Genomic DNA, 25,062 nt, shown 5'->3' with positions numbered 1-25,062 from the left:
GGAACCAGCGGGCTCTACAGTCCGTCTACGTCCAGCGACAGCACTGTTGTGGTTGAAGCAGTTCTGAGCACAACATCCGGTGCCGGGGGGCTCCGGACGAAAACGGTCGCCGACGATCCAGTGAGGAGCTGGGGGAACTTTATGTTCGAGCAGGGGGACTGGCGGGTCAACGCCGCATGCCGTGACCAGAATCCGGACCAATTGTTCGTCCGGGGCGCCGAGCAGCGCAAGGCGCGAATGGTCTGCTTCGGCTGCCCGGTCCGTACCGAGTGCCTCAGTGAGGCACTAGACAACAAGATCGAATTCGGTGTGTGGGGCGGAATGACGGAGCGGGAGCGGCGTGCGTTGTTGCGGCGCCGGCCCGACGTCCGGAACTGGCGGGAATTGCTGGAAGCCGCCCGGCAGGATTACGCCGATATCACCGAGTACCAAGTGAGCTAGTCCGTTCGAGGTCGGTTCGGCCAATTCGCCACGGCGGATTGGCCGAACCGACTTCTGCTATTCACCGGCCAGTCGCCGGCCGATCTCCCGGAGTCCGGCCAGGTCGTGCACGTCCGACGGCAGCGCCGGGACGCCGATCAGCGACACCTCCGGATGGGCCCGGGTGAACCGGGCGAGCATCCGCTTCTCCCGCTCGGCCACCGCGACGCGGTCGGCGTGCACCCGCAGCACCGCCGCGGCCAGCGGCGTCGAGCCGGCCTGCTCCACCTCTTCGGCGGCGTTGGCCGCCCGGGGTCCGGCGAGCCCGGCGAGCACCGGGTGGGTTCGGTTGGCGACCAGGCCGACCAGCGGCATCCCCTCCCCGGCCAGCCGCTCCACGAAGTAGGCGGCCTCCCGCAGCGCGTCCGGTTCCGGCGCGGCGACCACCAGGAACGCGGTGCCGGGGGAGCGCAGCAGCCGGTAGGTCTGGTCGGCGCGCTCCCGGAACCCGCCGAAGGTCGAGTCGAAGGCCTGCACGAACGCGGCGGCGTCGGCCAGCAGCTGCCCGCCGATCACGGTCGACACGGCCTTCGCGAACAGCCCGAACCCCGCGCCGACGATCTTGCGCAGGCCCTTGCCGCCGACCCGCGCCGGGCTGGACAGCATCTTGATCAGGCGCCCGTCGAGCACCGTGGACAGCCGCTGCGGCGCATCCAGGAAGTCCAGCGCCGACCGGCTCGGCGGGGTGTCCACCACGATGAGGTCCCAGGTGCCGGTGGCGGAGAGCTGGCCGAGCTTCTCCATCGCCATGTACTCCTGCGTGCCGGAGAACGACGTGGAGATCGTTTGGTAGAAGGGGTTGTTCAGGATCTGCTCGGCGCGTTCCCGGCCGGCGTGCGCGAGCACCATGTCGTCGAAGGTGCGGCGCATGTCCAGCATCATCGCGTTGAGGTCGCCTGCCGGTTCGAAGTCCTCCAGCACCACCTGCTTGGGCTGGTTGCTGAGTTCCCGCAGGCCGAGCGCCTGGGCCAGCCGCTTGGCGGGGTCGATGGTGAGCACCACGGTCTTGCGGCCGCGCTCGGCGGCGCGCACCGCGAGGGCCGCCGCGGTGGTCGTCTTGCCCACGCCGCCGGACCCGCAGCAGACGACGATGTTCGTGTTCGGGTCGTCCAGCAACGCGTCGACGTCGACCTGCGCGGGTCGCAGCGGTTCGCTCATCGTGGGCTCCGGATGCCGTGTTCGTTGAGTATCTCGGCGAGTTCGTAGAGCTCGGCGACGTCGATCCCGGTGAGGTCGGGCAGCGAGACGGTCGGCAGGTCGGCGTCGGCGAGCTGCGCGCGGGCGGCGTCCTCGGTCTGCGTCCGGATGGCGTGCTCGACCGTCTCGTGCACCAGCCCGTCCAGCGTCTCGTCGTCGACCTTGAGCCCGGCGGCGGCCAGCCCGGCGCGCACCCGCTCCGCGTCCACCCGGCCGCTCGCGGCCGCGGCGACCGAGCGGGCCGGCAGCCGGTTGGGCCGGACCCGGTTGCACACCACGCCGCCCGGTCGCAGGTCGGCGGTGTCGAGTTCGGCCACCGCCTCCAGGGTTTCCCGCACCGGCAGCTCCTCCAGCAGCGTCACCAGGTGCACGACGGTGTCGCTGGAGTGCAGCAGGCGCACCACGCCGTCGCTGTGGTCGCGGATCGGCCCGACCTTGGCGAGGTCGGCCATCGCGCGGGTGACGTCGAGGAACTTGACCACCCGGCCGGTCGGCGGCGCGTCGACCACGACCGCGTCGTAGACGTAGCGGCCGCGCTCGTCGGTCCGGCCGACGCATTCCTTGATCTTCCCGGTGAACAGCACGTCGCGCAGGCCCGGCGCGAGCGTGGTGGCGAACTCGATCGCGCCCATCTTGCGCAGCGTGCGACCGGCGAAACCGAGGTTGTAGAACATCGACAGGTACTCCAGCAGCGCCGCCTCGGCGTCGATGGCCAGCGCGCGGAGCTCGCCGCCGCCGGGCGCCGCGGCGATCCACTCCTCGGCGTAGGGCAGCGGCGCGGTGTCGAAGAGCTGGGCGATGCCCTGCCTTCCTTCCACCTCGATCAGCAGCACCTTGTGACCGCCGGTGGCCAGGGCGAGGGCCAACGCGGCGGCGACGGTGGTCTTGCCGGTGCCGCCTTTGCCGCTGACGACGTGCAGTCGGGCGTGATTCAGTTCCCCGTCCCAGTCGGTCACACGATCAGCGTAAGTGCCGCGTTCCCCGGATGTCTGCCGACCGCGAACTCCCGCCACGCCTCGGGATCGGCGCCGATCAGCGCAGGGCGTGCTCTGCCAGGTCGCGGACGCCCGCGCGCAGCCGCTCCCAGCTGTAGTCCGCCTCCCGCAGGGCGAAGTTGAGGTCCGCGTCGACCGCTGCCAGCAGCGCGTGCGCGAGGTACTCCGGATCCGCTGCGGCGCCGCAGTGGAGGGTCAGGTGCCGGTGCCAGAACCGGTAGGAACCGATGCGGTACCGGGCGCCCGGCGCGGCGGTTTCCGAGAGCCGGACCAGTTCCAGGTGCTCGGCCAGGTAGTCGACGTAGGCGTCGAGGAAGGCCAGCACGCGTTCCGCGTCGGCGGCCCCGGGCCCGAGCGGCGGCGGTCCGGTGAGCACCGCGTCCTGGAGCGCTCGTTCCCGCTCGTCGAGCAGCGCGGCCACCAGCCCGGACTTGTCACCGAAGCGGCGGAAGACCGTGCCCTTGCCGACTCCCGCGGCCTGCGCGACCGCGTCCATCGTCACGCCGTCCACGCCGTGCTCGGCGAACAGGCCGGCGGCGGCGGACAGCACGCGCTGCCGGTTGCGGGCGGCGTCGGCGCGCTCCCGCGGTGGCCGGCTCGCGATCTGGTGCAGCTCGTCGGTCGCATCGTTCACGGCGGCAATCGTACTCGACAACCGGACCGTGGTCCGGTAGCTTCGGCGGGGTAATCGGACTGCGGTCCGGATAAATCGAGGAGGTTGTCATGACCGAGCTGATCAGCAGGGACGAGCTCAAGCGGCGGATCGACGCCGGGGAGGTGACCGTCGTCGATGCGCTCGGCGGGTCCTACTACGAGCAGCAGCACCTGCCCGGAGCCATCGCGCTGACCGAGGACCACGTCGAGGAGAAGGCGGGCGAGCTGCTGCCGGACAAGGACGCCGCCATCGTCGTCTACTGCTCGAACCCCGCCTGCGGCAACAGCCAGGCCGTCGCCACGAGGTTGGAGCGGCTCGGCTACACCGGCGTCCGCAAGTACCGCGAAGGCATCCAGGACTGGGTCGAGGCGGGCTTGCCCGTCAAGACCGGAGCGTGAGCGCGGCGGCGCGGAGGGCCGGCGGCCGGTCTCCTAAGCTGCACGCATGCAGAAGTGGGAGTACGCGACGGTTCCGCTGTTGATCCACGCGACCAAGCAGATCCTCGACCAGTGGGGCGAGGACGGCTGGGAGCTGGTCTCCGTCCTGCCCGGCCCGACCGGCGAGCAGATGGTGGCCTACCTGAAGCGGCCGAAGGGGGCCTGACATGGGGCGCTGGACGGATCGCCTCGCAGAGCTGGGCGTCCCGCTGCCGGAGGTGGTGCCGCCGGTCGCGGCCTACGTGCCCGCGGTGCGCACCGGCTCGCTGGTCTACACGGCGGGCCAGGTTCCGATGGTCGCCGGCAAGCCCGCCGGGATCGGCAAGGTCGGCGCGGAGATCAGCGCCGAGGAGGCCAAGCAGCACGCCGCGATCTGCGCGCTCAACGCGCTCGCCGCGGTGGACGCGCTGGTCGGCCTGGACTCGGTGGTGCGGATCGTCAAGGTCGTCGGGTTCGTGGCCTCGGCCGAGGGCTTCACCGGGCAGCCCGGGGTGGTCAACGGCGCGTCGGAACTGCTCGGCGAGATCTTCGGCGAGGCCGGGCAGCACGCCCGCTCGGCGGTGGGCGTCGCGGAACTGCCGCTCGGCGTCCCGGTCGAGGTGGAGCTGATCGTCGAGGTCGAATAGGCGGAGCGCGGCCAGGCGGCCGCTCGCCACGTCATTTGCGCGGCGTTGCCCGACTTCGGGTGACGCCGCGTTTCGTACACGTCACGGCGGGTCGTCGGCGAATACCGCCGGCCCCGATTTCGGCGGCTCGGACGCGCGGCGCCGCCTTCGACCAGTACGCTGCGATCATCTCCTGCTCAGGTTCGTCAGATCTGGCGTAACCCGAATAGGGGTAGATCGATTCCAGTGTGTCGCGAAAAGACCGTTCAAGGGCTTGATTGATCCGGTTATCGCGGCCAAAGTTCACCTGGACGGGTGTAGCTGGTCGGGGGGCGGCGAGCGACACCCGCGTCGATGGAGTACGAGCCTTGGGAGGGGCCGACGTGGCGGTGCGCGAAACCGATCTGCTGTGCCACGAACTACTTCTCCGACTCGCCGGCCGACTGCCCGACCGGTACCTGTGGCGCTTCCGCGACTGGCTGGCCGGGGACGCCGCCGACGTGGTCGCGCGGATGCTGCCGGGCACGCTCGTCCGGGAGCGCATCGCGCTCGACGACGCCGAACACCAGCTGCTGGCCAACGCGCTGGCCCCGCTGGGCGCCGACCCCGCGATGGTCAACGCGGTCCTCCCGGTCGATCCGGCCGAAGCCCCGCAGTACACCTTCAGCGGCGAACGGCCGGCGGACAGCGCCACCGACTCCGCGGTGCTGGTGCTCGGCGCCACGCTGCGCGGCCGCCCCGGCGTCCGCGAGGTGCGCAGCAGCTGGCGGCGCGCCGACGGCGGCGCGGCGAAGCTGGTCGTGCTGGTGACCGCGTCCGCCGACGTCGTCGGCCTGACAGGGGAGATCCAGCGCGTTCTGCGGGCGCTCGGCGAACCCGAACCCTGCGTCGAGGTGCTCCCGCCCGACCTGGAACCCGCCGCGTACCACCACGCCGCGCTCGCCGAGTCGGCGCTGGTGTGCACGGGGGCCGAAGAACTCGCCGGCCGCCGCGGTTGAGCGGCCGACATCCTGAAGGAGGCGTGCGTGGTGGACGTGGCTGAGGGGGCCGGGCCGGTGGACCGGCTGCACAACCTCTTGCTGGCCATGACAGGCCGGGTGGACGACGACGGGATCAACTCGGCCCGCGAACTGCTCGGCATCGGCCAGCCAGGCGCCGCGGCCGAATACCTCACCGGCTGCCTGCTGGCCGGCCGCATCCCGGTGAGCTCCAGCGAGCAGTACCACCTGCGCCGGGTCCTCGACGAGACCCGCTCGACGCACGTCCTCGCGGACCGGGTGAACGTGGTCGACTCGGTGCCGGTCGACGCGCACCGGTTCGGCGAACCGGCCGAGGACGACGGAGACCTGGTGGCGGCGCTCGCGCCGGTCGCGGCCCGGCTCCAGGGCGTGCGCGGGCTGTGGTGCGCCTCCCGGACGACGCCGGCCGGCGTCAGCTACGGCGCGGTGCCCCGGCGCATCCTGCTCGCCGAGGTCAGCCCGGAGGGCTCCACCACGGCGGTGGCCTACCAGCTGATCGAAGCCCTGCGCCGGGCCGGCATCAACTGCTCCGTCGACGTCTTCGACAGCGGCGCCGAACTGCCCGAATACCACCGGGAAGCCCTCGCGGCCGCGCACCGCGTCCGCCTCGACGCACCGCCCGCGCCGCCGGTGGAGCGCCCGGCCCGGGAGGAACGACCGGTCGAGCGCCCTGCGGAGCAGCAGCGCGCGGCGGAGCCGCAGCGGCGGGCGGTGGAGGAGCGGCCGGCGGAGCCGGAGCGCTCGATCCCGCAGCCGGCGCAGCCGGTGAGCCAGCCGGAGCACGAGACGGCGCTGGCGCAGGCCGCCGAGGCGCAAGCCGAGGCGAACGCCATGCGGGTGCCGCCGGCGGTCGACGCGAAGCTGACCGACCGGGAGCGCAACCTGCTGCGCAAGCTGCACGAGGAGCTCGCGCAGCGAGAGCAGGACCGCTCCGGCGGGCCGCGGCGGCAGAACGGGGCGAACAACGGCGAGGAGGGCTGGACGTCCACCATGCCGGGCGGCACCGGTGGCTTCCCGCCGATCGGCGCGGCGCCGGCCAACAACCAGGCCTACACGCCCCAGCAGCAGCGCTCCTAGCCAACCGCCAGGAGCGCCGTTTTGTCTGGCCGCCCACCTGCAGGAACGCCGCTCCGAACCAGTCATCGCCCACGTCGTGAGCGAACCGCGGCCCGCGGCTACACCGCCGCCAGGACGTCGGCGAGGATCTGCTGCAGGTGCAGGCCCCGGCGGACGTCGCAGGGGTGCTCCGTGCGCTCCTCGCGGATCATCGCGAGGAGGTCGTCGAGCATCCGGGCGTAGCACTCGCGCGCGGCGGTCCGGCGGCCGAGCAGCGGCGCCTGGCCGTGCTCGCCGTACACCGCGAAGTCGACCATCGCCGGCTGCACCGGCATCCGCAGCGACAGGGTCAACGTGCTGGTCAGGTCGCCGTCGTGGCCGAACACGAGCTGCCAGAGGCCGTCGCTGCTGCGGTGCGCGAAGTACACCTGCTCGATCTCGCCGAGCGCCGCGTCGAGCAGGTCGATCGCGTGCGGCCCCGCGTCGATCAGCGCGCCGTCCTGCTGCTGGCGCCACTCCGACGCGGCGTAGTCGCCCGCCAGCAGCCCGCCCGCGAGCCACCGCCCCGTGCCGCCCTGCACACCATCGAGCCCGTGCACGCCGGCCAGCCACTCCTGCACCTCCGGCGCGAACCGGCGGGTGAGCATCAGCAGTGCGGCCACCCCGGCCTCGTCCACCGCCTCGGCGATCTCGCGGGCACCGGCCGGATCCGCGGCCAGCGGCTTCTCCAGCACCAGGTGCTTGCCCGCGCGAGCCGCCCGCGGCGCGAGCTCGGCCTGCACCGCGGGCGGAACCGCGAAGGCCACCGCGTCGACCGATTCGAGCAGTTCGTCGAAGCCGTCGACGACGGCCGCGTCGTACGGCTCGGCGAAGGTCTTGGCCGCGTCCGGTCGCCGCGCCCACACCGCCGCCAACCGCGTTCCCGGGTGCGCGGACAAGCCGGGTCCGTGCGCCCGGTGCGCCCAGGGACCCGCTCCGACCACGCCGACTCGCAGTGCTTCGTCCATGCCCGCAATGGTGCCGTTGACCCATCGCGGTTACTGCAGTTGGGGGTCCGAACGCCACGGTCGGGTGGCCGGGGCGCTGCGCTCTCCGTGCGAAAAATCAATTCTGGAATCACTTTCTAGTGGTTTTCCGGCATAGGGTGGCCCGCATGGTGCAACTGCCCGAAGATCGCGTCCTGCCAACGGGATTCGTGCCCGATGAGCTCCCCGCGCAGCCGGCCGCGCCCAAGGACGCGGCCACGGTGATGCTGCTCCGGGAGGGTTCGGCGGGCCCGGAGGTGTTCCTGCAGCGCAGGGTGAAGGGCATGGCCTTCGCAGGCGGCATGACGGTGTTCCCCGGTGGCGGCGTCGACCAGCGCGACGCGGACGCGTCGGTGGCGTGGAGCGGACCGGACGCGGACTGGTGGGCCGAGCGGTTCGGTTGCACGCAGGACGTGGCCCGCGCCCTGGTGTGCGCGGCCGTGCGCGAGACGTTCGAGGAATCCGGTGTGCTGCTGGCCGGGCCGGACCCGGCGACGGTGGTCGGCGACACGAGCCACTACGCCGGTGCCCGCGCCGCGCTGGTCTCCCGCGAGATGTCGCTGGCGAAGTTCCTCGCCGACGAAGGGCTGGTGCTGCGCGCCGACCTGCTGAGGCCGTGGGCGAACTGGGTGACGCCCGAGCGCGAGCCGCGCCGCTACGACACGCGGTTCTTCCTCGCCGCGATGCCCGCCGGTCAGCGGGCCGACGCGGTCACCTCGGAGGCGTCCGAGGCGTACTGGTCCACCCCGCGGCAGGCGCTGGCGGACTTCGAGGCGGGCCGTTGCCACCTGCTCCCGCCGACCCGCGTCACGCTCAGCGAGATCGCCGAGTGCGGCAGCCTGCCCGCGGCGCTGGCCGCGGAGCGCACCCTCGCCAAGGTCATGCCGAAGCTGGTGCGCCGCAACGACCGGTGGCACGCGGTGCTGCCGGGCGAACCCGGATTCGAGGAGGCGAAGTGATGGAGCACCCGGCCTACGGAACGCTGCGCCAGGTCACCCCGTACGCGTCGGTGCTGCTCGCGCACAACCCGTCGCCGATGACGCTGGAAGGCACCAACACGTGGGTGGTGCGCGATCCGGGCGCGGGCGACTGCGTGGTGATCGACCCGGGCCCGGACGACGCCGAACACCTGCGCCGGGTCGCCGACCAGGGCCCGGTGTCGCTGGTGCTGCTCACGCACCACCACGGCGACCACACCGACGGCGTCGACCAGTTCGTCGAGCTCACCGGGGCACCGGTGCGCGCGCTCGACCCGGCGCTGTGCCGGGGCGCGGAGGCGTTCCGCGACGGCGAGGTCATCAAGGCCGGCGGCGTGGAGCTCCGGGTGGTCGCGACGGCGGGCCACACGGCCGACTCGGTGTGCTTCATCGCCGACCACGACGAACCGGCCGTGTTCACCGGCGACAGCATCCTGGGCCGGGGCACGACGGTCGTGGCGCAGCCCGACGGCCACCTCGGCTCCTACCTCGCGTCGCTGCGCCTGCTCGCCGAGCTGCCGCCGGGCCTGCGGGTGCTGCCCGGCCACGGCCCGGAACTGCCCGACGCCCAGGCGATCGCGACGGCCTACCTGAAGCACCGCGAACAGCGCCTCGACCAGGTCCGCGCGGCCGTCCGCGACCACGGGCCGGAGGTCACGCCCCGCCAGGTGGTGGAGGTCGTCTACGCGGACGTCGACCGCTCGGTCTGGCCCGCGGCGGAGTGGACGGTCCAAGCCCAACTCGCCTACCTGCGAGAACAGGGCGAGCTCCGGACGTGATGGTGGGAGGTTTGGACCCAAGCGAGATCGGCTTCGCGGTAAACCGCGGCAGCCGATCAAGTTCGCAGAAGACCAGCGAAGGCGGCGGTGGCGAGGCCGCCGCCGAGGAGCCAGATGGACAGCGATACCTTCCGGAGCTTGCCTCGCGCGATGCGGCTGTTCGTCCACAGTTGCTCCGCGAGGAGCTCTCGTAGCTGCCCTTCGCGTTCCAGTGCTGGCAGGAATGTTGCCTTGAAGTCGTGCAGCTCCGGGTAGTGGCGCGCAATATGTCCAAAGTAGACAATAGAAGGCCGACCCCGCTTGTGGAGCCTGGGAGCGACGGCGATCAGCGCCAACAGGGCACTGGTGCTGACCAGCAGGAAGCTGGCCAGCATCAGCATTGCGTGCCACGGCTGGTGCGCCCAAGCACACGGCTGCGGGAAACCTCGCACGAGCAGGCCGCCCAACACCCCGCTACCTGCTAAGACCGCCGCAGCCTTGGCATCAGCCAGTTTGATCCAGTCGTTCACCTGGAGCAACGCCTTCCACACGTCATCGGTGTCCGGCACGATCAGACTCCGGCGACCGAGTGACCGTTGGTCGGCCTGGGTTCTTCGGGTGTCATGCGAGCGGCTACCTCCGCGATCGTCTCGTTGATCTCCTCGGTGATCCCAGCGTCGTGCCGTCGCATGTCCAGATCAGCGCGCTCTCGGCGTTTCCGTAGGTCCAGTAGCTTTTCGTGCCGTCGCAGCGCGAGCTCGCTGAGCACGGTTTCTTCGGTGTTCTGCACGACCTCGGTGTAGATCCGTTCATGGCTCGCGGTTCGGGTCTCCACCAGCCTGTCGTAGGCAGTCGTCCCGCCGAGCAGCTTGACCAGGATCGGCAGGCAGTCGATCAGCACGAACATCAGCCGGATCAACCAGGTCGCGGCCCACAGGACCGGGTTCTGGTCGGTCATATCGTCCAATGCCCGGAGCCGCTCCAACAGCCCGATTTCTCGCTGGTGGTTTTCCAGCTCCGCACGTTGCCGCTGAATCTCGGTGTCGCGCGCTTGTTGGTAGTCGCGTTGCGCGGAACCGGCCCGGTCCCGAAGATCGGCGACCTGCGAGTTCAGCGCGCTCAGCTCTGCGCTGCGAGTCTCGATCGGATGGCTGATGCGGAACTCGTCAGCCTCTCGTCGGAGTCGTCGGCAGTCCCTGCCTTCACCGGGGATGCCGGTAAGCCCCGGCCCGGATGCGCCTGTGCATTCCAGCCGCGCTAGGTTCTCCAGGTTGGCGAGCTGCTCGCTGTCGACTCGGATGCTGTTCGAGAGCGAGATCATCTGCTCTTCAGTGGCTGCGAGCTCACGTGCCAGGGCCGTCGGCTCGATACCGATGCTGAAGACCTTTCCAGCGCAGTCCGGCGGAACGCCTGGCGGTTGGGGGCCACCGGGGAGCGGGTTGCAGCGGACTAGGCCGTCCACCAGCTCCCGAACCTGCCGATCGCGTTCGTCGTTGATGTGCTGCTCGACCGCGGTCTGGAACAGGCGCAACACGACCGGCTCGGCGATGATAAAGCCAAGCAGGCCCGCCACGAGCAGTCGGGGAACCAGCATTGCGGTGCGGCGTCCCCACCGTGTGTCCGTGGCGCTGGAAATCAGCCATCGGTCGAGGTTCAGCACCACGACAGCCCAGAGCAGCGCCGGGAGCAGGAGCAGCAGACTGAATCCGCCTAGAACTTGGCTCAACGCGAACGTCATGGACAGACCCGCGATGACCGCAGTGCTGAGCACGACTCCGCCGACACCGGTGTAGCGGGTCCGGTTGTGTGGGACCCAGGCGAGCGTGTTCTCGTCCGTCCCGGCTAGGACGCGCAGCTTCCTGCCGTAGTCAGCGCTCCGCATTCGGTTCCAGAGCCGTCGGCCGCCGGTCTTCCAGGGGTCAGTCAATGTGTCCGTCCTCATCGAGAATCGGCGGCTTGTCGGCATCCCGCGGTGCCCGGCCCAACGCACTCTGCGGTTTCTCCTCATCCAGAACTGGATCTCCGGTCGCGCCAGGACGGAGACTTGAGCTGAGAGCAGTCACGAACTGCATGGCGTCGATCGGCAGGGAGTCCAGGTAACCGGACGGTAGCGTTCGGAGCAGGTCGAGCATGTGCTTTCGGCGCCGGTCTTCGGATTCGTAGGCTTCTCGGACCGCGTCGGAAGTGTGGATTTCGCGTCGGCTGATCCCCAGTGCGGTGACCATGCTCGGGCCGCCCTGAAGTATCTCGTGGATGCGCTCGACGTCGCGCTGCTCGAACGCCTGCCGCAGCTCCAGCACGTCCTGGTTCCATCGTTCGTCGCGGACCACGGTGGAGTGCTCGCGCAGCGGAGCTGGTGTGGGAACGCGGACCTCGCAGAGCGATAGGTCCATGCCGTCGACCTGCGGCGGGACGACCTTGCAGTAGGCCATGATCCGCCGCCGGACAAAGCTGCGCACCTCGTTGATCTCCTCCACGCCACACTGGAGTCCGAGCCCCAGCAGTTCCTGGTCCTGGCTGAGGTAACTGCGCAACGTGGCGTCCAGGTCGGTGAGCCCGGCCGCTGCGACGGTCTCCGGTCTGGTCACCTTCGCCCTGAAAATCGCTTCGACGACGAAGTCGTCGGCAGGGCTGTTCGACGGGATCATCAGCCTCGTCGTGGTCAGTCGCTCCCTCATGTCGACGACGCTGATCGCCACGGCCGAGACGACGGCGTCCTCGCTTCCCGACAGGTGGCGGCGTTCCCGGAAAGCCTCGTAATGTCCGTTCACCTCGAACACCAGTACCGTCCCCGGCTCCTGCGGAGGCAAATCGGCGAGGTCCCGCTTGCCTCCAAGAAGCAGGCGGCGCCGCGCCGGGGGAAGGGGGTGTTCGGCGACCACCGGATAGCCCGTGAAATGCATGTTCATGCTCACTGTTCCCGTCTCGTCAGGTGGTGATTGCGTGCGGGTGCCGATCCAAAGAGGACAAGAACGTCGATGCGACCGCTTGATCGGTCTTCGTCAATGCGAAGTGGAGATCGCGCTGCAACAGTTCCAGCTGCGGCGCGGGCATACGGGTTCGGATGGCGTTGCCGAGTTCCGCGATGACCGGCAGGGTTCCGTCGTGAGCAGCGAGGGCTTGCAGTGCGCACCGGAGCGCTTCGATAGCTCGTCCTCGATGCGAACCGCTGCACAGCACCCAGCACCAGATCTCCCCAAGCGCGTGCATGCTCGCTGGCTGCCAGCGCAGGACATGTGCGGTGATGGGTTCCTCGGAGCTTCCACAGCTGCCGGAAAGCACCGAGAGCAGCGCTCTCCTCGAGAGCTGGATCCGGCGGAAGTCGTTGCCGTTGCCAATGCTCTGGTGGGCAAGGCTGCGAAGGAGATTCAGGACCCAACTGGAGTCCGCCGCGTTCTCCACCGCCGACGAGAACAGCAGCTTCAGCGAAACCCGCGCGATGTCACCGATCCGCTGGCTGCGTGCGGCGAGGAACCACAGCATCCGCATCGCGTCCGATGGGTAGCGGGCGCCGATCTCACTGCCCAACGCGGTTGCCGCGGTCATCGCACGCCGAGTACCCGCATCTGTCGCCCACGACAGTGCGATGCGCAGTGCTTGCGGCGCGAGCGAGTCGTCGATGCACATCCATGTCAGCACGTGTGCCGCAGTCAGCCGGGTGACCGAAGTACCGTCCGCCCACTGGAAAAGGTAGTCCTGCTCTGCCTCGCGTGGCGAGTTCCTGGCGAGCAAGCTGATGCCGAGCGCCATCTGGAAATGCAGCTCCGAGAGCGGCGGTTCGGAGACCAACTCGTGCAGCCAGGTCCGGATCGGGTCCCACAGTTCGAACCCGTACCGCTCGACGAGTTCGGCGATGACGCGCGCCCGGTGCTCGACGGACCGGAAGACCAGCCTGCGTTCCCCAGCAAGGCCGCCTGGTTCCAGAACGTCCAGGGTGGTGCTGATGAGCGGATGGTCGCTCCGGTCCGCCCGCGACTGCCGGATTTCCGATTCGCCCGGTGCGTCAGTAGGAACCGGGTCGGCAATCCCGAGTAGCCGCTGGAAAACTGCCTCGAAGGTTCGGTCCGGGAGTCCGTGCGCGAACGCGAGTGCCGCGACTTCCAAGGTTTTCAGCCGGTCGGGCTTGCTTCCGAACCACTTCGTCACCTGCTTCGCAGTGGAACCATCCAGCCGGGCGAGCGCGGTTTCCAGCCCGTACGACAGGTTCTTCGCGAACGCCACGACTTCTGCAGGGGAATTCAGCTCAACCGCGTGTGCCCGTGCCCGGGCGTCCTGCTGAGGTGGGGCGTACTCGTCGAACAACGCTTCCGGAGCCGGCGGTTCCCACTCGACCGCCGAGGTTGCGAGCCGCCGCATCCTGGCGGACTCGGTGACCAGCACGAGGTAGGCGCCGACCTTTTGGAGCCGATCGGACAGTTGAGCCACCTCGAACTGCTGCACCGCGTCCGGCTCGGCGTCGTCAACCCAGCCCCGGACCAGGTAACCGCGATTGCGCTTGAAATGTGGGTATTCGACGAGCTGGGCCAGGCTCATGGCGGGCGAAAGACTCACAAGCGGGGCTTGTGGATCGTCCAGCGCGAGGTGCAGCAGAACGATCGCGCTGGTCGTCCGACCGGTGTTCTCCGGCCCACTCAGGAGCACAAGGTTCTCCTGCACCAGGATGCGCGCCGCGTCACTGTGCCGCGGAGGTGCCACGAAGTGCTCATGCGCCTGCCGTATTTGCGCTTCAGCTACCGGGCCAGTTGCGCGGCGGTGCGTGACGCCGAGGGAGACGCCGAACTGGGCACTCCCGGCGTCGACGTTCCCGTAGAACTTGTTGATGACCTGCGTGGTTCGCCTCAGTTCGGCGACGTCCGCATCGCTGAGTGCATCCTCCTCGGCAATGGGGGAAGGCGGCGGGACGGATTCGGCGCCGGTCGATTCTGGGCAGGCTTCATCCTCAGACATGGGCTCCGCCTGGCCTCAGTAGGACACGCCGAAGTTGGCGTGCTCGGCGTGCACTGTGCTGTGGAACTCGTTGTGCGTCGTCGACTTGGGGCGCGGCAATGCTGGCTTGTCGCTGCTGCGCCGGTTGAGCGGCTGGTCCGCGGACGGGATTTCGAGGCGATGGACGTTGACCCCCGGAACGTGGATCCATGCCTTCTCCGCGAGCTCCTTCTCCCGGACCGAAACCGCGCGAGTGTCGTTGGGGCTGAGCTCCGTGTGTCCCTGCCTAATCGTTTCCTGGTACAGCCGATCCGACACGATGACGCCGAGGGCGCACTCCGGTGCCGCGGTCATCGCTTCCTTGAGCGGTTTGGCATCGCGCAGCCGGCTCACCAGGACGACGGCCTGCCCAGAGAAGCCGTTGCTGGCAGGGATGGCGACGCCGTAGTGCATCGCTAGGCGCAGTCGGAGACGACTGCCCGACAACATGCCACGGTTGTGCTGGGCAAGCGCCTGTCCGAGCTCACGGACGTAGTCATCAATGATCTGTGGCTCGGGTTCCGGGTCGACCTCGGGCAGGAGCGCGAGCTCCCCATCGCCCTGCGGTTGGCGCTCCCATCGGTCACGGTGCAGTCCGGCGCGGTCGGCCGCCTGGTCGAGCACCGCGAGCACGCCGTCCTGGATGGCCCGCTGGCGTTGGTCGTCCTGGGCCCCGTAGTTCTCCGCGTCTACGGACAGACAGAACCGGCGGCTGAATTGAGCTGACATCACCCTGATGGCCCTTCCTTGCAAGCTGTTGAACACGGAAAGCTGCTAGGAAGGGAACTGTGCTACGGCGAAAGAATGAACATTCCGCGCTACTGCGGGTTCTGGCTAAGTTCCTTCGCGACTTTATGTAGTCGACCGGAGTTCGTGATCAGTACTTTGCGGTAACCGCGTTGGACCGCGTTTAGGCGTTCCAGCTCCTGCAGGGTGGACTGCGTGATCCGCAGGCTCGCGCCGGCGAGCGCTGCGAGGTCCTCCTGCCTCAGCGGAACTTCGCGTGGTTCGGCGCTTCGGTAGTAGTGGCCGTAAGTCTCGGCGATCTGCACAAGTACCCGCACCACTCGGGTTTTCGCATCATGTGCGGCGAAATCGAGGCGACGTTCATTCGCCCACCGGAGCCGCTCGCTGATCATTCGTGTGATCTGGATCGAGACCCTGGGATGTTGGTTCAGGAACGCTCCAGTTCCGCGGACTCGATCCACCGCCCCACGGTGCGGCAACAGGCCGTCACTGTCGCGGAACGCTCCCGCTTCTCCAGCACGCCCATCTCGCCGACGAGATCACCGCCGAAGCGTAAGGCCAGCAGGATTTCGATTCCATTTTCCCGGATGGCCGTCACCTTGGCCATACCGTGAAGCAGCACTACTACGTGCGACGCCTGCACGCCTTGCCCCAGAAGTGTCTCGCCGGCTTGGTAAATCTTCTTCGAGCCCAGTCCCAGCAGCACGGCTCGGCTCTTCGGATCTAGCTTTCCGAGCAGGGTCCCTTCGGGCCATGACGAAGTCTCTGCCACAGGCGGCCGGTCGGTGTCGACCGTCCCTCCTCCCCCGGAGTGGATCGGTTTAGTCCCCAGTGCAGCGGTCGTGGCTTGATGCGCGGACGCCCAGCCTTGACGCCTTCCCATCCTGATATGGCGCGGAGTTCCCCGTCACCGCTGTCCGAGTGATCACGATGGTTACGCAGCGAGATCAACAACACCCTGACCGTCAGGTCCGCTTGGGCATCAGCACGTAGTGCAGTTCGGCGCCGGACGGGTCCGGCTCCGCCCCGGTGATCACCGTCGAACGGCGGTTGCCCGCGCGAAGGCCGATGCGGATGGTCTGCGCGCCGAACGCCTGCAGCGCATCGGAGAGGTATCGGGGCTGGTAGGCGGTGGTGATGCGATCGCCGCTGGTGGTGGCCTTGACCGCCTCCTCGGCGTCGCCGAACTGCTGGTCGGCCGCGCGCACGCGCACCTCGGCGTCGCCGACCTCCAGCAGCAGCGTGCCCTGCGCCCCGGCGAACGGCGTCACCCGGCGCACGGCCCCGGCGAGGTCGGCGGCCGCGACGTCGACGGTGCCGTCGAAGGCGTCGGCGAGGTGGCGCGCCTCGCTCGGGAACGGCGCGTCCAGCACGGTGCTGCTGACTTCGGTCGTCGGCCAGCTCATGCCGACCCGGTCCGCGTCGGCGTGCAGCACGACCTTTGCGTCGTCGGCCTGCTTGGCGATCTCGGCGAACAGGTTCGCCGGGATCAGCACGTCGAGCTCGGCCACCTCGGATTCCCACGGCACGCTCGCCACCGCCATCCGGAACCGGTCGGTCCCGACGAACACCAACCGCTCACCGAGCTGCTTGACGTGCACGCCGGTGAACACGGGGAGCGCGTCGTCGCGCGACGCGGTGGACGCCGCGACAGCGGCCAGCGGCAGGACGTCGATGTCGAGCGCGCCGACGCGCGGCGGGGCCTCGCGGATGCCGGGGTGGGACGGCAGGTCGAGGAGCGGGAGCGCGAAGCGCGCGTTCGGCGTGCGCAGCGCGAGCTTGCGGCCCTCGACGACGAGCCGCACCTCAGGGCTGTCGATGTTGCGCAGCGTCTCGGCGAAGGGACGGCCGGGCACGAGCACACGGCCTTCGGCGTGCGTCCGCGCGCCGCGGCTCAACCGCATGCTGCGTTCCCGGTCGGTGCCCGCGAGCACGAAGCCGTGTGCGTTGGCTTCGAGCACGATGCCGCTGAGCACCGGGTCGAGCACCCGGCCACGCAGCAGACGAACAAGATCGTTGGCGGCGTACGCAAGCGTCCGGGTCGCCGAGGTGACGTCGAGGTCCATGCGCGCAAGCTAGCCACCAGCACCGACAGCCCGAGCCGCACGACGTTTCCGCAGGTGATGGCTCGTGAGTGGTTTGGAGCGCCATAGCACTCCAAGAGCCCTGACCAGGCAGAACGGTTACTTGGCGGCGAGGGAGAGGTCGGCGCGGGACGTGGCGGGGACCAGGGTGCCGCGGCGCAGCCAGAGGACCGCGGCGGCGACGACGCCGACCGCGCTCGCGGTCAGGAACGACGCAGCCGGGCCGCTGATCTCGACCAGCTGCCCGCTGATCGACTGGCCGATGGCGGCGCCCAGCGTCACCGAGGTGACCACCCAGCCGAACGCTTCGGTGGCGGTGCCCGCCGGCGCCGCGATCTCGATCGCCACCGAGTGCGCGGTGGACTGCGGCGTGATCAGGCTGCCGGCCACCAGCAGCGCCAGGCACAGGCCCCACAGCGTCGACGGCACGGCCAGCAGCGTCAGCAGCACGGCGAAGCCGAACAGCAGCGCGGGCAGTCGCAGGTGCATCGGCCGCGGCCAGGGCCGCAGTCCGTAGGCGACGCCGACGATCACCGAGCTGACCGACAGCAGGCTCAGCAGCAGGCCGCCGGCCGTCGGGTGCCCCGCTTCCACCGCGGCCGCGGGCACCCCGACCTCGATGAAACCGATCAGCATGCCGAAGCCCAGCGCGGCCAGCGCCACGGTCCGCATTCCGGGGCTGGCGATCGCCCCGAGCAGGCTGCCGCCGCCGCTGGGCATGGGCTCCGGGTGGTGGCTGCGCGCGGCGCGGGTGGAGGCGAAGCCGACGCTGCCGATGACCATGCACGTGGCGCCGACGACGACCCCGGTCCCCGGCCACGGCATCGCGACCATGAGTCCGGCCAGGCCCGGGCCGAGGATGAAGAAGACCTCCATGCTGATCGCCTCGTACGAGTAGGCGGCGTCCCGCGCCGGGCCGGCCGGCAGCAGCCGCCCCCACAGCGCCCGCGACGCCGGGCCCACCATCGGCTCGCTGATCCCGACCAGGAACGCCAGCGCGGTCATCAGCGCGACCGGGGCGTGCAGCTCGATGGCCACCACCTCGACGGCCACCAGCGTCGCGAACACGCCGGACATCACGTACAGCGGGATGGTCGGTCCCACCCGGTCCATCACCCGGCCCTGCGCGACCGAGCCGCAGGCGACGCCGATCAGCGCGCCCGCCGACACCAGTCCGGCCGCCGCGAACGACCCGGTCTGGCGCTGCACGTAGAGCATCAGGGCGAGGCCCACCATCGCGATCGGCAGGCGGCCGAGCAGCGAGGTGATGACGGGCCCGCGGGCGCCGGGGGCGGTCAGGGCGGTGCGGTAGTCGGTGAGGGACATGGATTGGGACACGCGAACCAGTATTCCAATTGTGGTACGACAGTACCAACTCGGTTTCGGGTAATCCGCCTCACGCGCGCCGGAAAAGGACCTTCTACCCGGTTCGCTCGGCGCCGAAACAGGGCACACTCATAAAAGAGCGGCTACGCAATCCGGGTGAACTCTGCAACCGGGCTGAGGGTGGCTGCGTCCTGGAAGGTGAGAGGGGTTGCTGGTGGCGCCGGCCGTCCAGCATCTTCGACAAGAGAGCTTTCCTCTGGTGCCAAGGATTCGGGGCCGACGCATCGGAGGATCGGGGGAGCGTGGTTGGTCGTCGGGGGACGAACCACGCACATGTGAAGGGGCTGGAGCGCCGCGTCGGGGGCGGCGCCCAGCCCCTTCACATGCACCAAGAGCAGGCGCGGGCGTCAGAACCCGCCGCCACCACCGCCCCCGCCGGCGTCGCCACCGCCGCTGAAGCCGCCGCCCCCGCTGTCGCCGCCGCTGAAGCCGCCGCCGCTGTCGCCGAAGCCGCTCCCGCCGTCACTGCTCCCGCTGTCGCTGCTGCCGTAATCGCTGCTCGAGTCGATGTAGGTCGCGGAGCTCACGGTCGCGCCAGAACGACGACGCCCGTCGTCCTTGGACGTGGAGGCGATGATCGCCGCCATGACCAGCCCGGCGCCCGCGACCACGGCAACCAGGACCAATGCTTGGATTAAGGCCGGTTCCACCTGTTCGATCCCCTCAGCTCGGTCCGGTCCTCGGTCCCAGGTTGGACGCGCGTCGCCAGCTCAGGGTTGCGACCCGGACACGAAAAGTGAAGGAATCTCAGTCGCCCCCGCCGCCGCCGGAGTCGCCACCCCCACCGGAGTCGCTGCCGCCGCCGGAGTCCCAGCCGCCACCCGAGTCGTGCCCCCAGCCCGAGTCGCCGTGGTGGTGGTGCCAGGTGGTGCCGGAATCGATGGTGCCGCTGCTGCTCGTCGAGCTGAGCCGCCGCCGCGCGGCGTAGTTGCGGTTGCGCTGCATGCGCGCGCGGCGCCGCGAAGGCCGGCGCTTGATCCGGTCCCAGATGATCGCGATGACGAGGAGCAGCAGCATCGCCGCCCCGACGTAGCCGATCCAGTGCATGTCGCCCCCAGCCTGTCGGTCAACCGATCAAGGTTTACACGGGGCAGGTGACTGGTGGGTTGTCTTTCGGACACGAAAAAAACGCGCGTCGACTGAGGAGCCCGGGAACGAACCCCGGACCCGTCGGCCGACGCGCGTCAGTTCGCGGCGTCGCTGGTGTCAGCGGGCGCGGCGGGCCAACCGCTCCGGGTCGAGGATGAGCACGCTCTTGCCCTCGAGCCGCAGCCAACCGCGGTGCGCGAAGTCAGCCAGCGCCTTGTTCACGGTCTCCCGCGATGCGCCGACGTACTGCGCGATCTCTTCCTGCGTCAGGTCGTGGGTGACCCGCAGCAGGCCGGCCTCCTGGCTGCCGAACCGCTGCGCGAGCTGCAGCAGCGCCTTGGCGACCCGGCCCGGCACGTCGGTGAAGATGAGGTCGGCCAGCATGCCGTTGGTCCGGCGCAGCCTGCGAGCGACCACGCGCAGCAGCTGCTCGGCGATCTCCGGGCGAGTGGCGATCCACTGCCGCAGCGCCGTCCGGTCCATGCTCAGCGCGCGGACCTCGGTGACCGTGGTCGCCGTCGAGGTGCGCGGCCCCGGATCGAAGATGGACAGCTCGCCGAACATGTCCGACGGGCCCATGATCGCCAGCAGGTTCTCCCTGCCGTCCGGCGACTTGCGTCCGAGCTTCACCTTGCCGGACTGAATGATGTAGAGCCGGTCACCCGGCTCGCCCTCGGCGAAGATCACGTGTCCTCGCGGGAACTCGACCGGTTCCAGCGACTGGGCCAGTGCCTCTGCCGCGGCCGGCTCAACGCCCTGGAAGATGCCGGCCCGGGCCAGTGTCTCGTCCACCTCGTCCCTCCATGTTGAGACGCGGCGGCTGTCTGTGGTGCCGGACCCGCGAGTGCGAATCTAGCGGTGTGCCGCCGATCACTACCAGTAAATTCTAAGACTGGTCGCGGGAACGGCGAGTACGCAGCCTACCGGCGCGTCCCACCCTGCGAAGCTGGAACAACTCCAGCGCGCGTCCAATACCTTGCCGGAACAGCGCCCGCACCTCGTCGGGGCGAGCGTTCTCCAGCAGCTCCTCCACCTCGTTCTCCTGCACCGCCACGTGCCGCAGGCGAGCCTCCACGCGCTCCATGAAGAGGGTGAAGAACATGATCACGAGCGGCACGACGATGACGAACCAGGCAGCCATCATGAGTTAAATCCTCGCTCATACCTTCGGGGCGGGTGCAACCGGGGTCGGGTTCCCGGCGAGCGTGACGATCCGACCACCTTTGGTGACGGTCGGTGCCCATGGTCCGGTGGGGTGCCCGGACCGTGTCGCAGCGCAGCCTATCCGGCTGCGCAAGACCCCCTGCGTCCGACACGCCCTGGTGGCCGGGAGCCGCGCCGGTGCGGCCGGTTGGTCGAGGCGATCGGATCCGTAGTCTGGTGGGGTGTCAGACCTGGCTCGGAACAAGCGCAAGAGTGCCGCCGCCGGCTCGGGCGGTGAGACCCGGCTGGGGCTGGTCCGGCGAGCCCGCCGGATGCTGCGGGCGCTGGCCGAGGCGTATCCGGACGCGCACTGCGAGCTGGACTTCGAGACGCCCCTGGAACTGGCGGTCGCCACGATCCTGTCCGCCCAGTGCACCGACAAGCGGGTCAACGAGGTCACCCCGGCCCTGTTCCGGCGTTACCCGACGGCCGCCGCCTACGCGGGGGCCGACCGCACCGAGCTCGAGGAGATGATCCGCTCCACCGGCTTCTACCGGAACAAGGCCGCGTCGCTGATGGGCCTGGGCGCGGCGCTGGTGGAGAAGTACGACGGCGAGGTGCCGCGGAAGCTGGACCAGCTGGTCAAGCTGCCGGGCATCGGCCGGAAGACGGCCAACGTGATCCTCGGCAACGCCTTCGACGTCCCGGGCATCACGGTGGACACCCACTTCGGGCGGCTGGTCCGGCGCTGGGGCTGGACCGAGGAGGAGGACCCGGTCAAGGTCGAGCACGCCATCGGCGAGCTGATCCCGCGCAAGGAGTGGACGATGCTCTCGCACCGGGTGATCTTCCACGGCCGCCGCGTCTGCCACGCCCGCAAGCCCGCCTGCGGCGCCTGCCTGCTGGCCAAGGACTGCCCGTCGTACGGGCTGGGCCCGACCGAACCCGCCCCGGCGGCGAAGCTGGTCCGCGGCCCGGAGACGCCGCGGCTGCTGGCGCTGGCCGGGGTCGTCGACGAGGTCCCGGAGAGCACCGTCGAACAGGCCACGGCGAAGGAGCCGGTGGCGTGAACCTGCGCGCCTACGGCAACGAGATCCGCTGGACGATCGTGGTGCTCGTGCTCGCCGTGGTCGGCGTGATCGCGCTCTGGCCGCGCGACGCCGACCAGCAGCAGGAGCAGACCGCCGCGCCCGCTCCGCCGCCGGCGGCCCGCGCCATCGACCCCGCGCAGCGAGCGGCGGCGGCGCTTCAGCCCTGCCCGGCGGCCGAAGGCGGCCCGGCGGAGCTGGCCGGGATCACCGGCAGCTGCCTGGCCGACGGGCGGCCCGCCGACGCGGGCTCCGCCGTCGCCGGTGGACCGACGCTGATCAACCTCTGGGCGACCTGGTGCGCGCCGTGCCGCACCGAGCTGCCCGCGCTGCAGGCCTACGCCGAGCAGCCGGGCGCGATCCGGGTGCTCGGCGTCCAGGTGCAGAGCGATCCGGCGGACGGTCTTGACCTTCTGACCCAGCTGGGCGTTCACTTCCCCAACGTGCATGACGGGGACAACCGCATCAGGGCCGCGCTGAAGGCGCCGAACGTGCTGCCGATCAGCTACGTGGTGACCGCCTCCGGCGAGGTGCGCCGCATCGATCCGCCGGTCGCGTTCAAGAGCCCGGAGGAGATCCGAGCCGCCGTCGACCGGACCTTGGGGAGCGCCCGGTGAACCCGCCGCGAACGGGCCCGCTGGTCGACCCGGCGGAGCTGCCCGACTGGCTGCGCGGCCTGGTCGAGCGGTCCGCCGACCTCGATCCGGGGCACTTCGGCTGGCCGCGCGAGAACCCGCCGGCGGAGGCCCGCCCGGCCGCGGTGCTGGTGCTCTTCGGTGAGGGCACCGACGGCCCGGACGTGCTGCTGCTGCGCCGCGCCGACGGGCTGAGCTCGCATCCCGGCCAGGTTGCTTTCCCGGGTGGCTCGCTCGACGATGTCGATCGTGGGCCGGTCGACGCCGCGCTGCGGGAAGCCGTCGAGGAGGTGGGGTTGCGGCCGGAGGGCGTCCGCCCGGTGGCGACGCTGCCGGAACTGCACGTGGCGCACAGCGGCTTCCGGGTGACCCCGGTGCTGGCGCACTGGGCCGAGCCGTCCCCGGTCTCGCCGGTGGATCCCGGCGAGACGGCGGCGGTGGCCAGGGTGCCGATCTCCTGGCTCACCGATCCGGCGAACCGGCTGCGGGTGGAGCTGACCGGTCGGCACGCGAGCCCGGCGTTCCTGGTGCCCGGGATGCTGGTGTGGGGTTTCACCGGCGGCCTGCTGTCGGGGCTGCTGGACCTGGCCGGCTGGTCGCGTCGCTGGAACCGCGCCGACGTGCGAGAACTCGACGAGGCGTGGCGGGCCGCGGAGGAGGCCGAGGACATCGGCTTCGGGCGTTCGTGAACGGTTTGAGAACCTGTTCTCGTCTTCCAGCACGCGCGGGACCGCTTCGAGGACGGGTTGTGGGACCGTGGTGCGCCGCCGATCGTCGGCGAGATTGAGGTGAGCGGGTGAACTGGGTCGACCTGCTGGTGGTGCTGCTGGCGCTGCTCGCCGCGGTGTCGGGGGCCCGCAGCGGCCTGGTCACCGCGCTGTTCTCGTTCCTGGGCGTGTTCATCGGCGCGGTGGTGGGCCTCAAGGTGGCGCCGCTGATCCTGGACCGCCTGGACAGCCCGGTCGCCCGCCTCGCCTTCGGCGTCGGAATCGTGGTGCTGCTGGTCGCCTTCGGCGAGACCTTCGGCATGTGGGCCGGCCGGGAACTGCGGGACCGGATCACCTCCCCGAAGCTGACCGGCGTGGACAACGCGCTCGGCGCGGTCCTGCAGTTCGTCGCGGTGCTCGTGGTGGCGTGGCTGATCGCGCTGCCGTTCACGTCGGCGTCGGCGCTGCCCGGCCTCGCGGCCGCGATAAGCCGGTCGAAGGTGCTGACCGCGGTGAACTCGGTGATGCCCGCCTCGGCCAAGGCGCTGCCGGACGACCTGCGCGAAATGCTCGGGGTGTCCGGTTTCCCGCAGGCGCTGGAGCCCTTCTCGGAGACCCCGGTCGCGGAGATCGCGCCGCCGGACATGGCGCTGGCCAACAGCCAGGCGGTGCGCAACGCGCGGACCAGCGTGGTGAAGGTCCGGGGCCGGGCCACGTCCTGCGCGCGGGCGCTGGAGGGCACCGGCTTCGTGATCTCGCCGCACCGGGTGATGACGAACGCGCACGTGGTCGCGGGTACCGACCGGGTGGCGATCGAGATCGGTCGCGGCGAGTTCGACGCGGAGGTCGTGCTCTACAAGCCGGACGTGGACGTCGCGATCCTGGCGGTGCCGGACCTGGACGCGGACGCGATGACCTTCGTGCCGGGACCGGCCAGCCCGGGCAACGACGTGATCGCCCTGGGCTATCCGCTGGACGGGCCCTACACGGCGTCGGCGGGCCGCATACGGGAGCAGATCAGGCTGCGCGGCCCGGACATCTACGACGCGAACACCGTGGTCCGCGACGTGTACACGGTGCGAGGCCGGGTGCAGAGCGGGAACTCCGGCGGGCCGCTGATCGACCCGTCCGGCAAGGTCGTGGGCGTGGTCTTCGGAGCGGCGGTGGACGACCCGGAAACGGGCTTCGCGCTCACGGCGAAGGAAGTGGCGGACGAGGTCGCGGCGGCCCCGAATCTGACCGCGGAGGTCGACACCGGCCCCTGCACCAGCTGACCCGCGCGAGCGGGAGGTCTTGCAGGCACTGGGCGGTGAGTACTTCGGAGGCGCTGAAGAGGCCGCGCCGGGAAGCGCGCTGGGCGTCGTTCTCGCGCGAAAACGGCGCGCCAAGGGGCTTCGCCGCCACGACGCATGGAGCCTCGCGAACCGCCTCGACAGCTGATCAACGGGCGCGTGGCCCGGTGACCAGCGGGAGCGTCAGGATGCGGCCGGGGATTCCTCGGTGTGCTGGCGCTTGGCGATCTTCGAGGTGTCCTTGAGCGTTTCGATGGTGCGCTTCGGCGCCCGGATCTTGCGCACCCGCATGTAGCCGAGCAGCGCCAGCAGGCCCGCGACCAGCAGCATCACCAGGAACACGATGCCGAAGGCCGCCCAGCGCCACAGGCCGAGCTGGGCCAGCCCCTCGGCCAGCGTGAAGAACAGGAAGAACAGGCTGAAGCCGAGCACGGTCAGCGCGAGGACGAAGTAGACGCTGCCCTTGACGGCCTTCTTCATCTCGCCGGCGAGCTCGGTCTTGGCCAGCTCGACCTCGGACCTGACCAGTGTGGACAGGTGCGTCGTGGCATCGCGTACCAACGCGCCGATGGACTGCCCGTCGGGAGCAGTGCCCTCTTCGGACAGCGGGATGGACGTGACCGCGGTCCACCCCGCACCGTCACGGCTGCCGTTGGTGCTCTTCTGGGCGCTGTTCACGTGCCCCATCGTGCCACGCGCGATCAGCACGCCACCGGGCGACT

Annotated in this window: 30 protein-coding genes; 12 read left to right on the top strand and 18 right to left on the bottom strand. The window is 70.1% G+C overall.

Annotated features, from left to right (window positions below):
• The first annotated feature begins 141 nt into the window (after window positions 1-141).
• Window positions 142-441: a WhiB family transcriptional regulator gene (locus tag AB0H93_RS04815; protein ID WP_093267379.1), complete on the top strand. Its 300-nt coding sequence runs from the start codon at window positions 142-144 to the stop codon at window positions 439-441.
• 57 nt (window positions 442-498) lie between these two features.
• Here the strand turns inward: AB0H93_RS04815 and AB0H93_RS04810 are convergent, their stop codons facing one another.
• The 3 genes from AB0H93_RS04810 to AB0H93_RS04800 all read right to left on the bottom strand — a co-directional run bounded on the left by AB0H93_RS04810 (window position 499) and on the right by AB0H93_RS04800 (window position 3,306).
• On the bottom strand, window positions 499-1,638 hold the full coding sequence (locus AB0H93_RS04810; RefSeq protein ID WP_358567471.1) for an ArsA-related P-loop ATPase: 1,140 nt from the start codon (window positions 1,636-1,638) through the stop codon (window positions 499-501).
• Entirely contained in the window at window positions 1,635-2,633 is a 999-nt protein-coding gene (locus AB0H93_RS04805; protein ID WP_358567469.1) for an ArsA-related P-loop ATPase, read from the bottom strand. The genes AB0H93_RS04810 and AB0H93_RS04805 overlap by 4 nt, the downstream gene beginning before the upstream one ends.
• Window positions 2,634-2,709: 76 nt before the next feature.
• Window positions 2,710-3,306, bottom strand: coding sequence for a helix-turn-helix domain-containing protein (locus AB0H93_RS04800; protein WP_358567466.1), 597 nt, complete (start codon window positions 3,304-3,306; stop codon window positions 2,710-2,712).
• An 89-nt stretch (window positions 3,307-3,395) separates the two neighbouring features.
• On the opposite strand from AB0H93_RS04800, the gene AB0H93_RS04795 reads away from it, so the two are divergent.
• From AB0H93_RS04795 to AB0H93_RS04775, 5 genes are all read left to right on the top strand, one after another.
• Complete coding sequence (locus AB0H93_RS04795) at window positions 3,396-3,725, top strand: rhodanese-like domain-containing protein (RefSeq protein WP_358567463.1); 330 nt, start codon at window positions 3,396-3,398, stop codon at window positions 3,723-3,725.
• Between the two features lie 46 nt (window positions 3,726-3,771).
• Window positions 3,772-3,930: a DUF4177 domain-containing protein gene (locus AB0H93_RS04790; RefSeq protein WP_093267385.1), complete on the top strand. Its 159-nt coding sequence runs from the start codon at window positions 3,772-3,774 to the stop codon at window positions 3,928-3,930.
• 1 nt (window position 3,931) lies between these two features.
• Window positions 3,932-4,390 (top strand): RidA family protein, encoded by a 459-nt coding sequence (locus AB0H93_RS04785; RefSeq protein ID WP_358567460.1) that lies wholly within the window; start codon window positions 3,932-3,934, stop codon window positions 4,388-4,390.
• Window positions 4,391-4,752: 362 nt separating this feature from the next.
• The gene (locus tag AB0H93_RS04780; protein WP_358567458.1) at window positions 4,753-5,367 is read left to right on the top strand and encodes a hypothetical protein; all 615 of its coding nucleotides are present in this window, start codon (window positions 4,753-4,755) and stop codon (window positions 5,365-5,367) included.
• Between the two features lie 27 nt (window positions 5,368-5,394).
• Window positions 5,395-6,465, top strand: a complete 1,071-nt coding sequence (locus AB0H93_RS04775) for a hypothetical protein (RefSeq protein ID WP_358567455.1) — start codon at window positions 5,395-5,397, stop codon at window positions 6,463-6,465.
• Window positions 6,466-6,563: 98 nt separating this feature from the next.
• On the opposite strand, the gene AB0H93_RS04770 is transcribed toward AB0H93_RS04775, so the two are convergent.
• Window positions 6,564-7,451, bottom strand: coding sequence for a Gfo/Idh/MocA family oxidoreductase (locus AB0H93_RS04770; protein ID WP_358567452.1), 888 nt, complete (start codon window positions 7,449-7,451; stop codon window positions 6,564-6,566).
• Window positions 7,452-7,597: 146 nt separating this feature from the next.
• Between AB0H93_RS04770 and AB0H93_RS04765 the strand changes: the two genes are divergently transcribed.
• On the top strand, window positions 7,598-8,428 hold the full coding sequence (locus AB0H93_RS04765) for an NUDIX hydrolase (RefSeq protein WP_358567449.1): 831 nt from the start codon (window positions 7,598-7,600) through the stop codon (window positions 8,426-8,428).
• A complete protein-coding gene (locus AB0H93_RS04760; RefSeq protein WP_358568468.1) occupies window positions 8,428-9,225 on the top strand; it encodes an MBL fold metallo-hydrolase in 798 nt (265 codons plus the stop codon). Before AB0H93_RS04765 ends, AB0H93_RS04760 begins: the two co-directional genes overlap by 1 nt.
• Before the next feature lie 56 nt (window positions 9,226-9,281).
• Here AB0H93_RS04760 and AB0H93_RS04755 read toward each other — a convergent pair whose 3' ends face one another.
• The 13 genes from AB0H93_RS04755 to AB0H93_RS04695 all read right to left on the bottom strand — a co-directional run bounded on the left by AB0H93_RS04755 (window position 9,282) and on the right by AB0H93_RS04695 (window position 20,616).
• Window positions 9,282-9,773: a Pycsar system effector family protein gene (locus tag AB0H93_RS04755; RefSeq protein WP_358567446.1), complete on the bottom strand. Its 492-nt coding sequence runs from the start codon at window positions 9,771-9,773 to the stop codon at window positions 9,282-9,284.
• Between the two features lie 2 nt (window positions 9,774-9,775).
• Window positions 9,776-11,131 (bottom strand): DUF4407 domain-containing protein, encoded by a 1,356-nt coding sequence (locus AB0H93_RS04750; protein WP_358567443.1) that lies wholly within the window; start codon window positions 11,129-11,131, stop codon window positions 9,776-9,778.
• On the bottom strand, window positions 11,124-12,113 hold the full coding sequence (locus AB0H93_RS04745) for a hypothetical protein (protein ID WP_358567440.1): 990 nt from the start codon (window positions 12,111-12,113) through the stop codon (window positions 11,124-11,126). Before AB0H93_RS04745 ends, AB0H93_RS04750 begins: the two co-directional genes overlap by 8 nt.
• 19 nt (window positions 12,114-12,132) lie before the next feature.
• Window positions 12,133-14,151, bottom strand: a complete 2,019-nt coding sequence (locus AB0H93_RS04740) for a hypothetical protein (RefSeq protein WP_358567437.1) — start codon at window positions 14,149-14,151, stop codon at window positions 12,133-12,135.
• A gap of 15 nt (window positions 14,152-14,166) precedes the next feature.
• Window positions 14,167-14,934 carry a hypothetical protein gene (locus tag AB0H93_RS04735; protein ID WP_358567434.1) on the bottom strand — a complete coding sequence of 256 codons (768 nt, stop codon included), beginning with the start codon at window positions 14,932-14,934 and terminating at the stop codon, window positions 14,167-14,169.
• A 53-nt stretch (window positions 14,935-14,987) separates the two neighbouring features.
• Window positions 14,988-15,308, bottom strand: a complete 321-nt coding sequence (locus AB0H93_RS04730; RefSeq protein ID WP_358567431.1) for a helix-turn-helix domain-containing protein — start codon at window positions 15,306-15,308, stop codon at window positions 14,988-14,990.
• 35 nt (window positions 15,309-15,343) lie between these two features.
• A complete protein-coding gene (locus AB0H93_RS04725) occupies window positions 15,344-15,622 on the bottom strand; it encodes a cyclic nucleotide-binding domain-containing protein (protein ID WP_358567428.1) in 279 nt (92 codons plus the stop codon).
• A gap of 259 nt (window positions 15,623-15,881) precedes the next feature.
• A complete protein-coding gene (dnaN, locus tag AB0H93_RS04720; protein ID WP_358567426.1) occupies window positions 15,882-16,982 on the bottom strand; it encodes a DNA polymerase III subunit beta in 1,101 nt (366 codons plus the stop codon).
• Window positions 16,983-17,099: 117 nt separating this feature from the next.
• Window positions 17,100-18,326, bottom strand: a complete 1,227-nt coding sequence (locus tag AB0H93_RS04715; RefSeq protein ID WP_358568465.1) for an MFS transporter — start codon at window positions 18,324-18,326, stop codon at window positions 17,100-17,102.
• A gap of 407 nt (window positions 18,327-18,733) precedes the next feature.
• Window positions 18,734-19,036 carry a hypothetical protein gene (locus tag AB0H93_RS04710; RefSeq protein WP_358567423.1) on the bottom strand — a complete coding sequence of 101 codons (303 nt, stop codon included), beginning with the start codon at window positions 19,034-19,036 and terminating at the stop codon, window positions 18,734-18,736.
• Between the two features lie 97 nt (window positions 19,037-19,133).
• Window positions 19,134-19,433: a hypothetical protein gene (locus AB0H93_RS04705; protein WP_358567415.1), complete on the bottom strand. Its 300-nt coding sequence runs from the start codon at window positions 19,431-19,433 to the stop codon at window positions 19,134-19,136.
• Between the two features lie 159 nt (window positions 19,434-19,592).
• Window positions 19,593-20,267 carry a Crp/Fnr family transcriptional regulator gene (locus AB0H93_RS04700; RefSeq protein ID WP_093267402.1) on the bottom strand — a complete coding sequence of 225 codons (675 nt, stop codon included), beginning with the start codon at window positions 20,265-20,267 and terminating at the stop codon, window positions 19,593-19,595.
• Between the two features lie 94 nt (window positions 20,268-20,361).
• Window positions 20,362-20,616 (bottom strand): hypothetical protein, encoded by a 255-nt coding sequence (locus tag AB0H93_RS04695; RefSeq protein WP_029535541.1) that lies wholly within the window; start codon window positions 20,614-20,616, stop codon window positions 20,362-20,364.
• Window positions 20,617-20,950: 334 nt separating this feature from the next.
• On the opposite strand from AB0H93_RS04695, the gene nth reads away from it, so the two are divergent.
• From nth to AB0H93_RS04675, 4 genes are all read left to right on the top strand, one after another.
• The gene (gene nth, locus AB0H93_RS04690; protein WP_358568462.1) at window positions 20,951-21,688 is read left to right on the top strand and encodes an endonuclease III; all 738 of its coding nucleotides are present in this window, start codon (window positions 20,951-20,953) and stop codon (window positions 21,686-21,688) included.
• Window positions 21,685-22,323, top strand: a complete 639-nt coding sequence (locus AB0H93_RS04685) for a TlpA disulfide reductase family protein (RefSeq protein WP_358567412.1) — start codon at window positions 21,685-21,687, stop codon at window positions 22,321-22,323. Before nth ends, AB0H93_RS04685 begins: the two co-directional genes overlap by 4 nt.
• On the top strand, window positions 22,320-23,030 hold the full coding sequence (locus tag AB0H93_RS04680; RefSeq protein ID WP_358567409.1) for a CoA pyrophosphatase: 711 nt from the start codon (window positions 22,320-22,322) through the stop codon (window positions 23,028-23,030). The genes AB0H93_RS04685 and AB0H93_RS04680 overlap by 4 nt, the downstream gene beginning before the upstream one ends.
• 107 nt (window positions 23,031-23,137) lie before the next feature.
• Complete coding sequence (locus AB0H93_RS04675; RefSeq protein WP_358567406.1) at window positions 23,138-24,322, top strand: MarP family serine protease; 1,185 nt, start codon at window positions 23,138-23,140, stop codon at window positions 24,320-24,322.
• A gap of 201 nt (window positions 24,323-24,523) precedes the next feature.
• Here the strand turns inward: AB0H93_RS04675 and AB0H93_RS04670 are convergent, their stop codons facing one another.
• Window positions 24,524-25,027: a phage holin family protein gene (locus AB0H93_RS04670; protein ID WP_358568459.1), complete on the bottom strand. Its 504-nt coding sequence runs from the start codon at window positions 25,025-25,027 to the stop codon at window positions 24,524-24,526.
• Window positions 25,028-25,062 lie beyond the last annotated feature (35 nt).

The sequence above is a fragment of the Saccharopolyspora sp. NPDC050642 genome, from assembly GCF_040654735.1.
GTDB lineage: Bacteria > Actinomycetota > Actinomycetes > Mycobacteriales > Pseudonocardiaceae > Saccharopolyspora > Saccharopolyspora elongata.
Note: the sequence above shows the minus strand (reverse complement) of the source record. Positions and strands in the feature narration are given on the sequence as shown.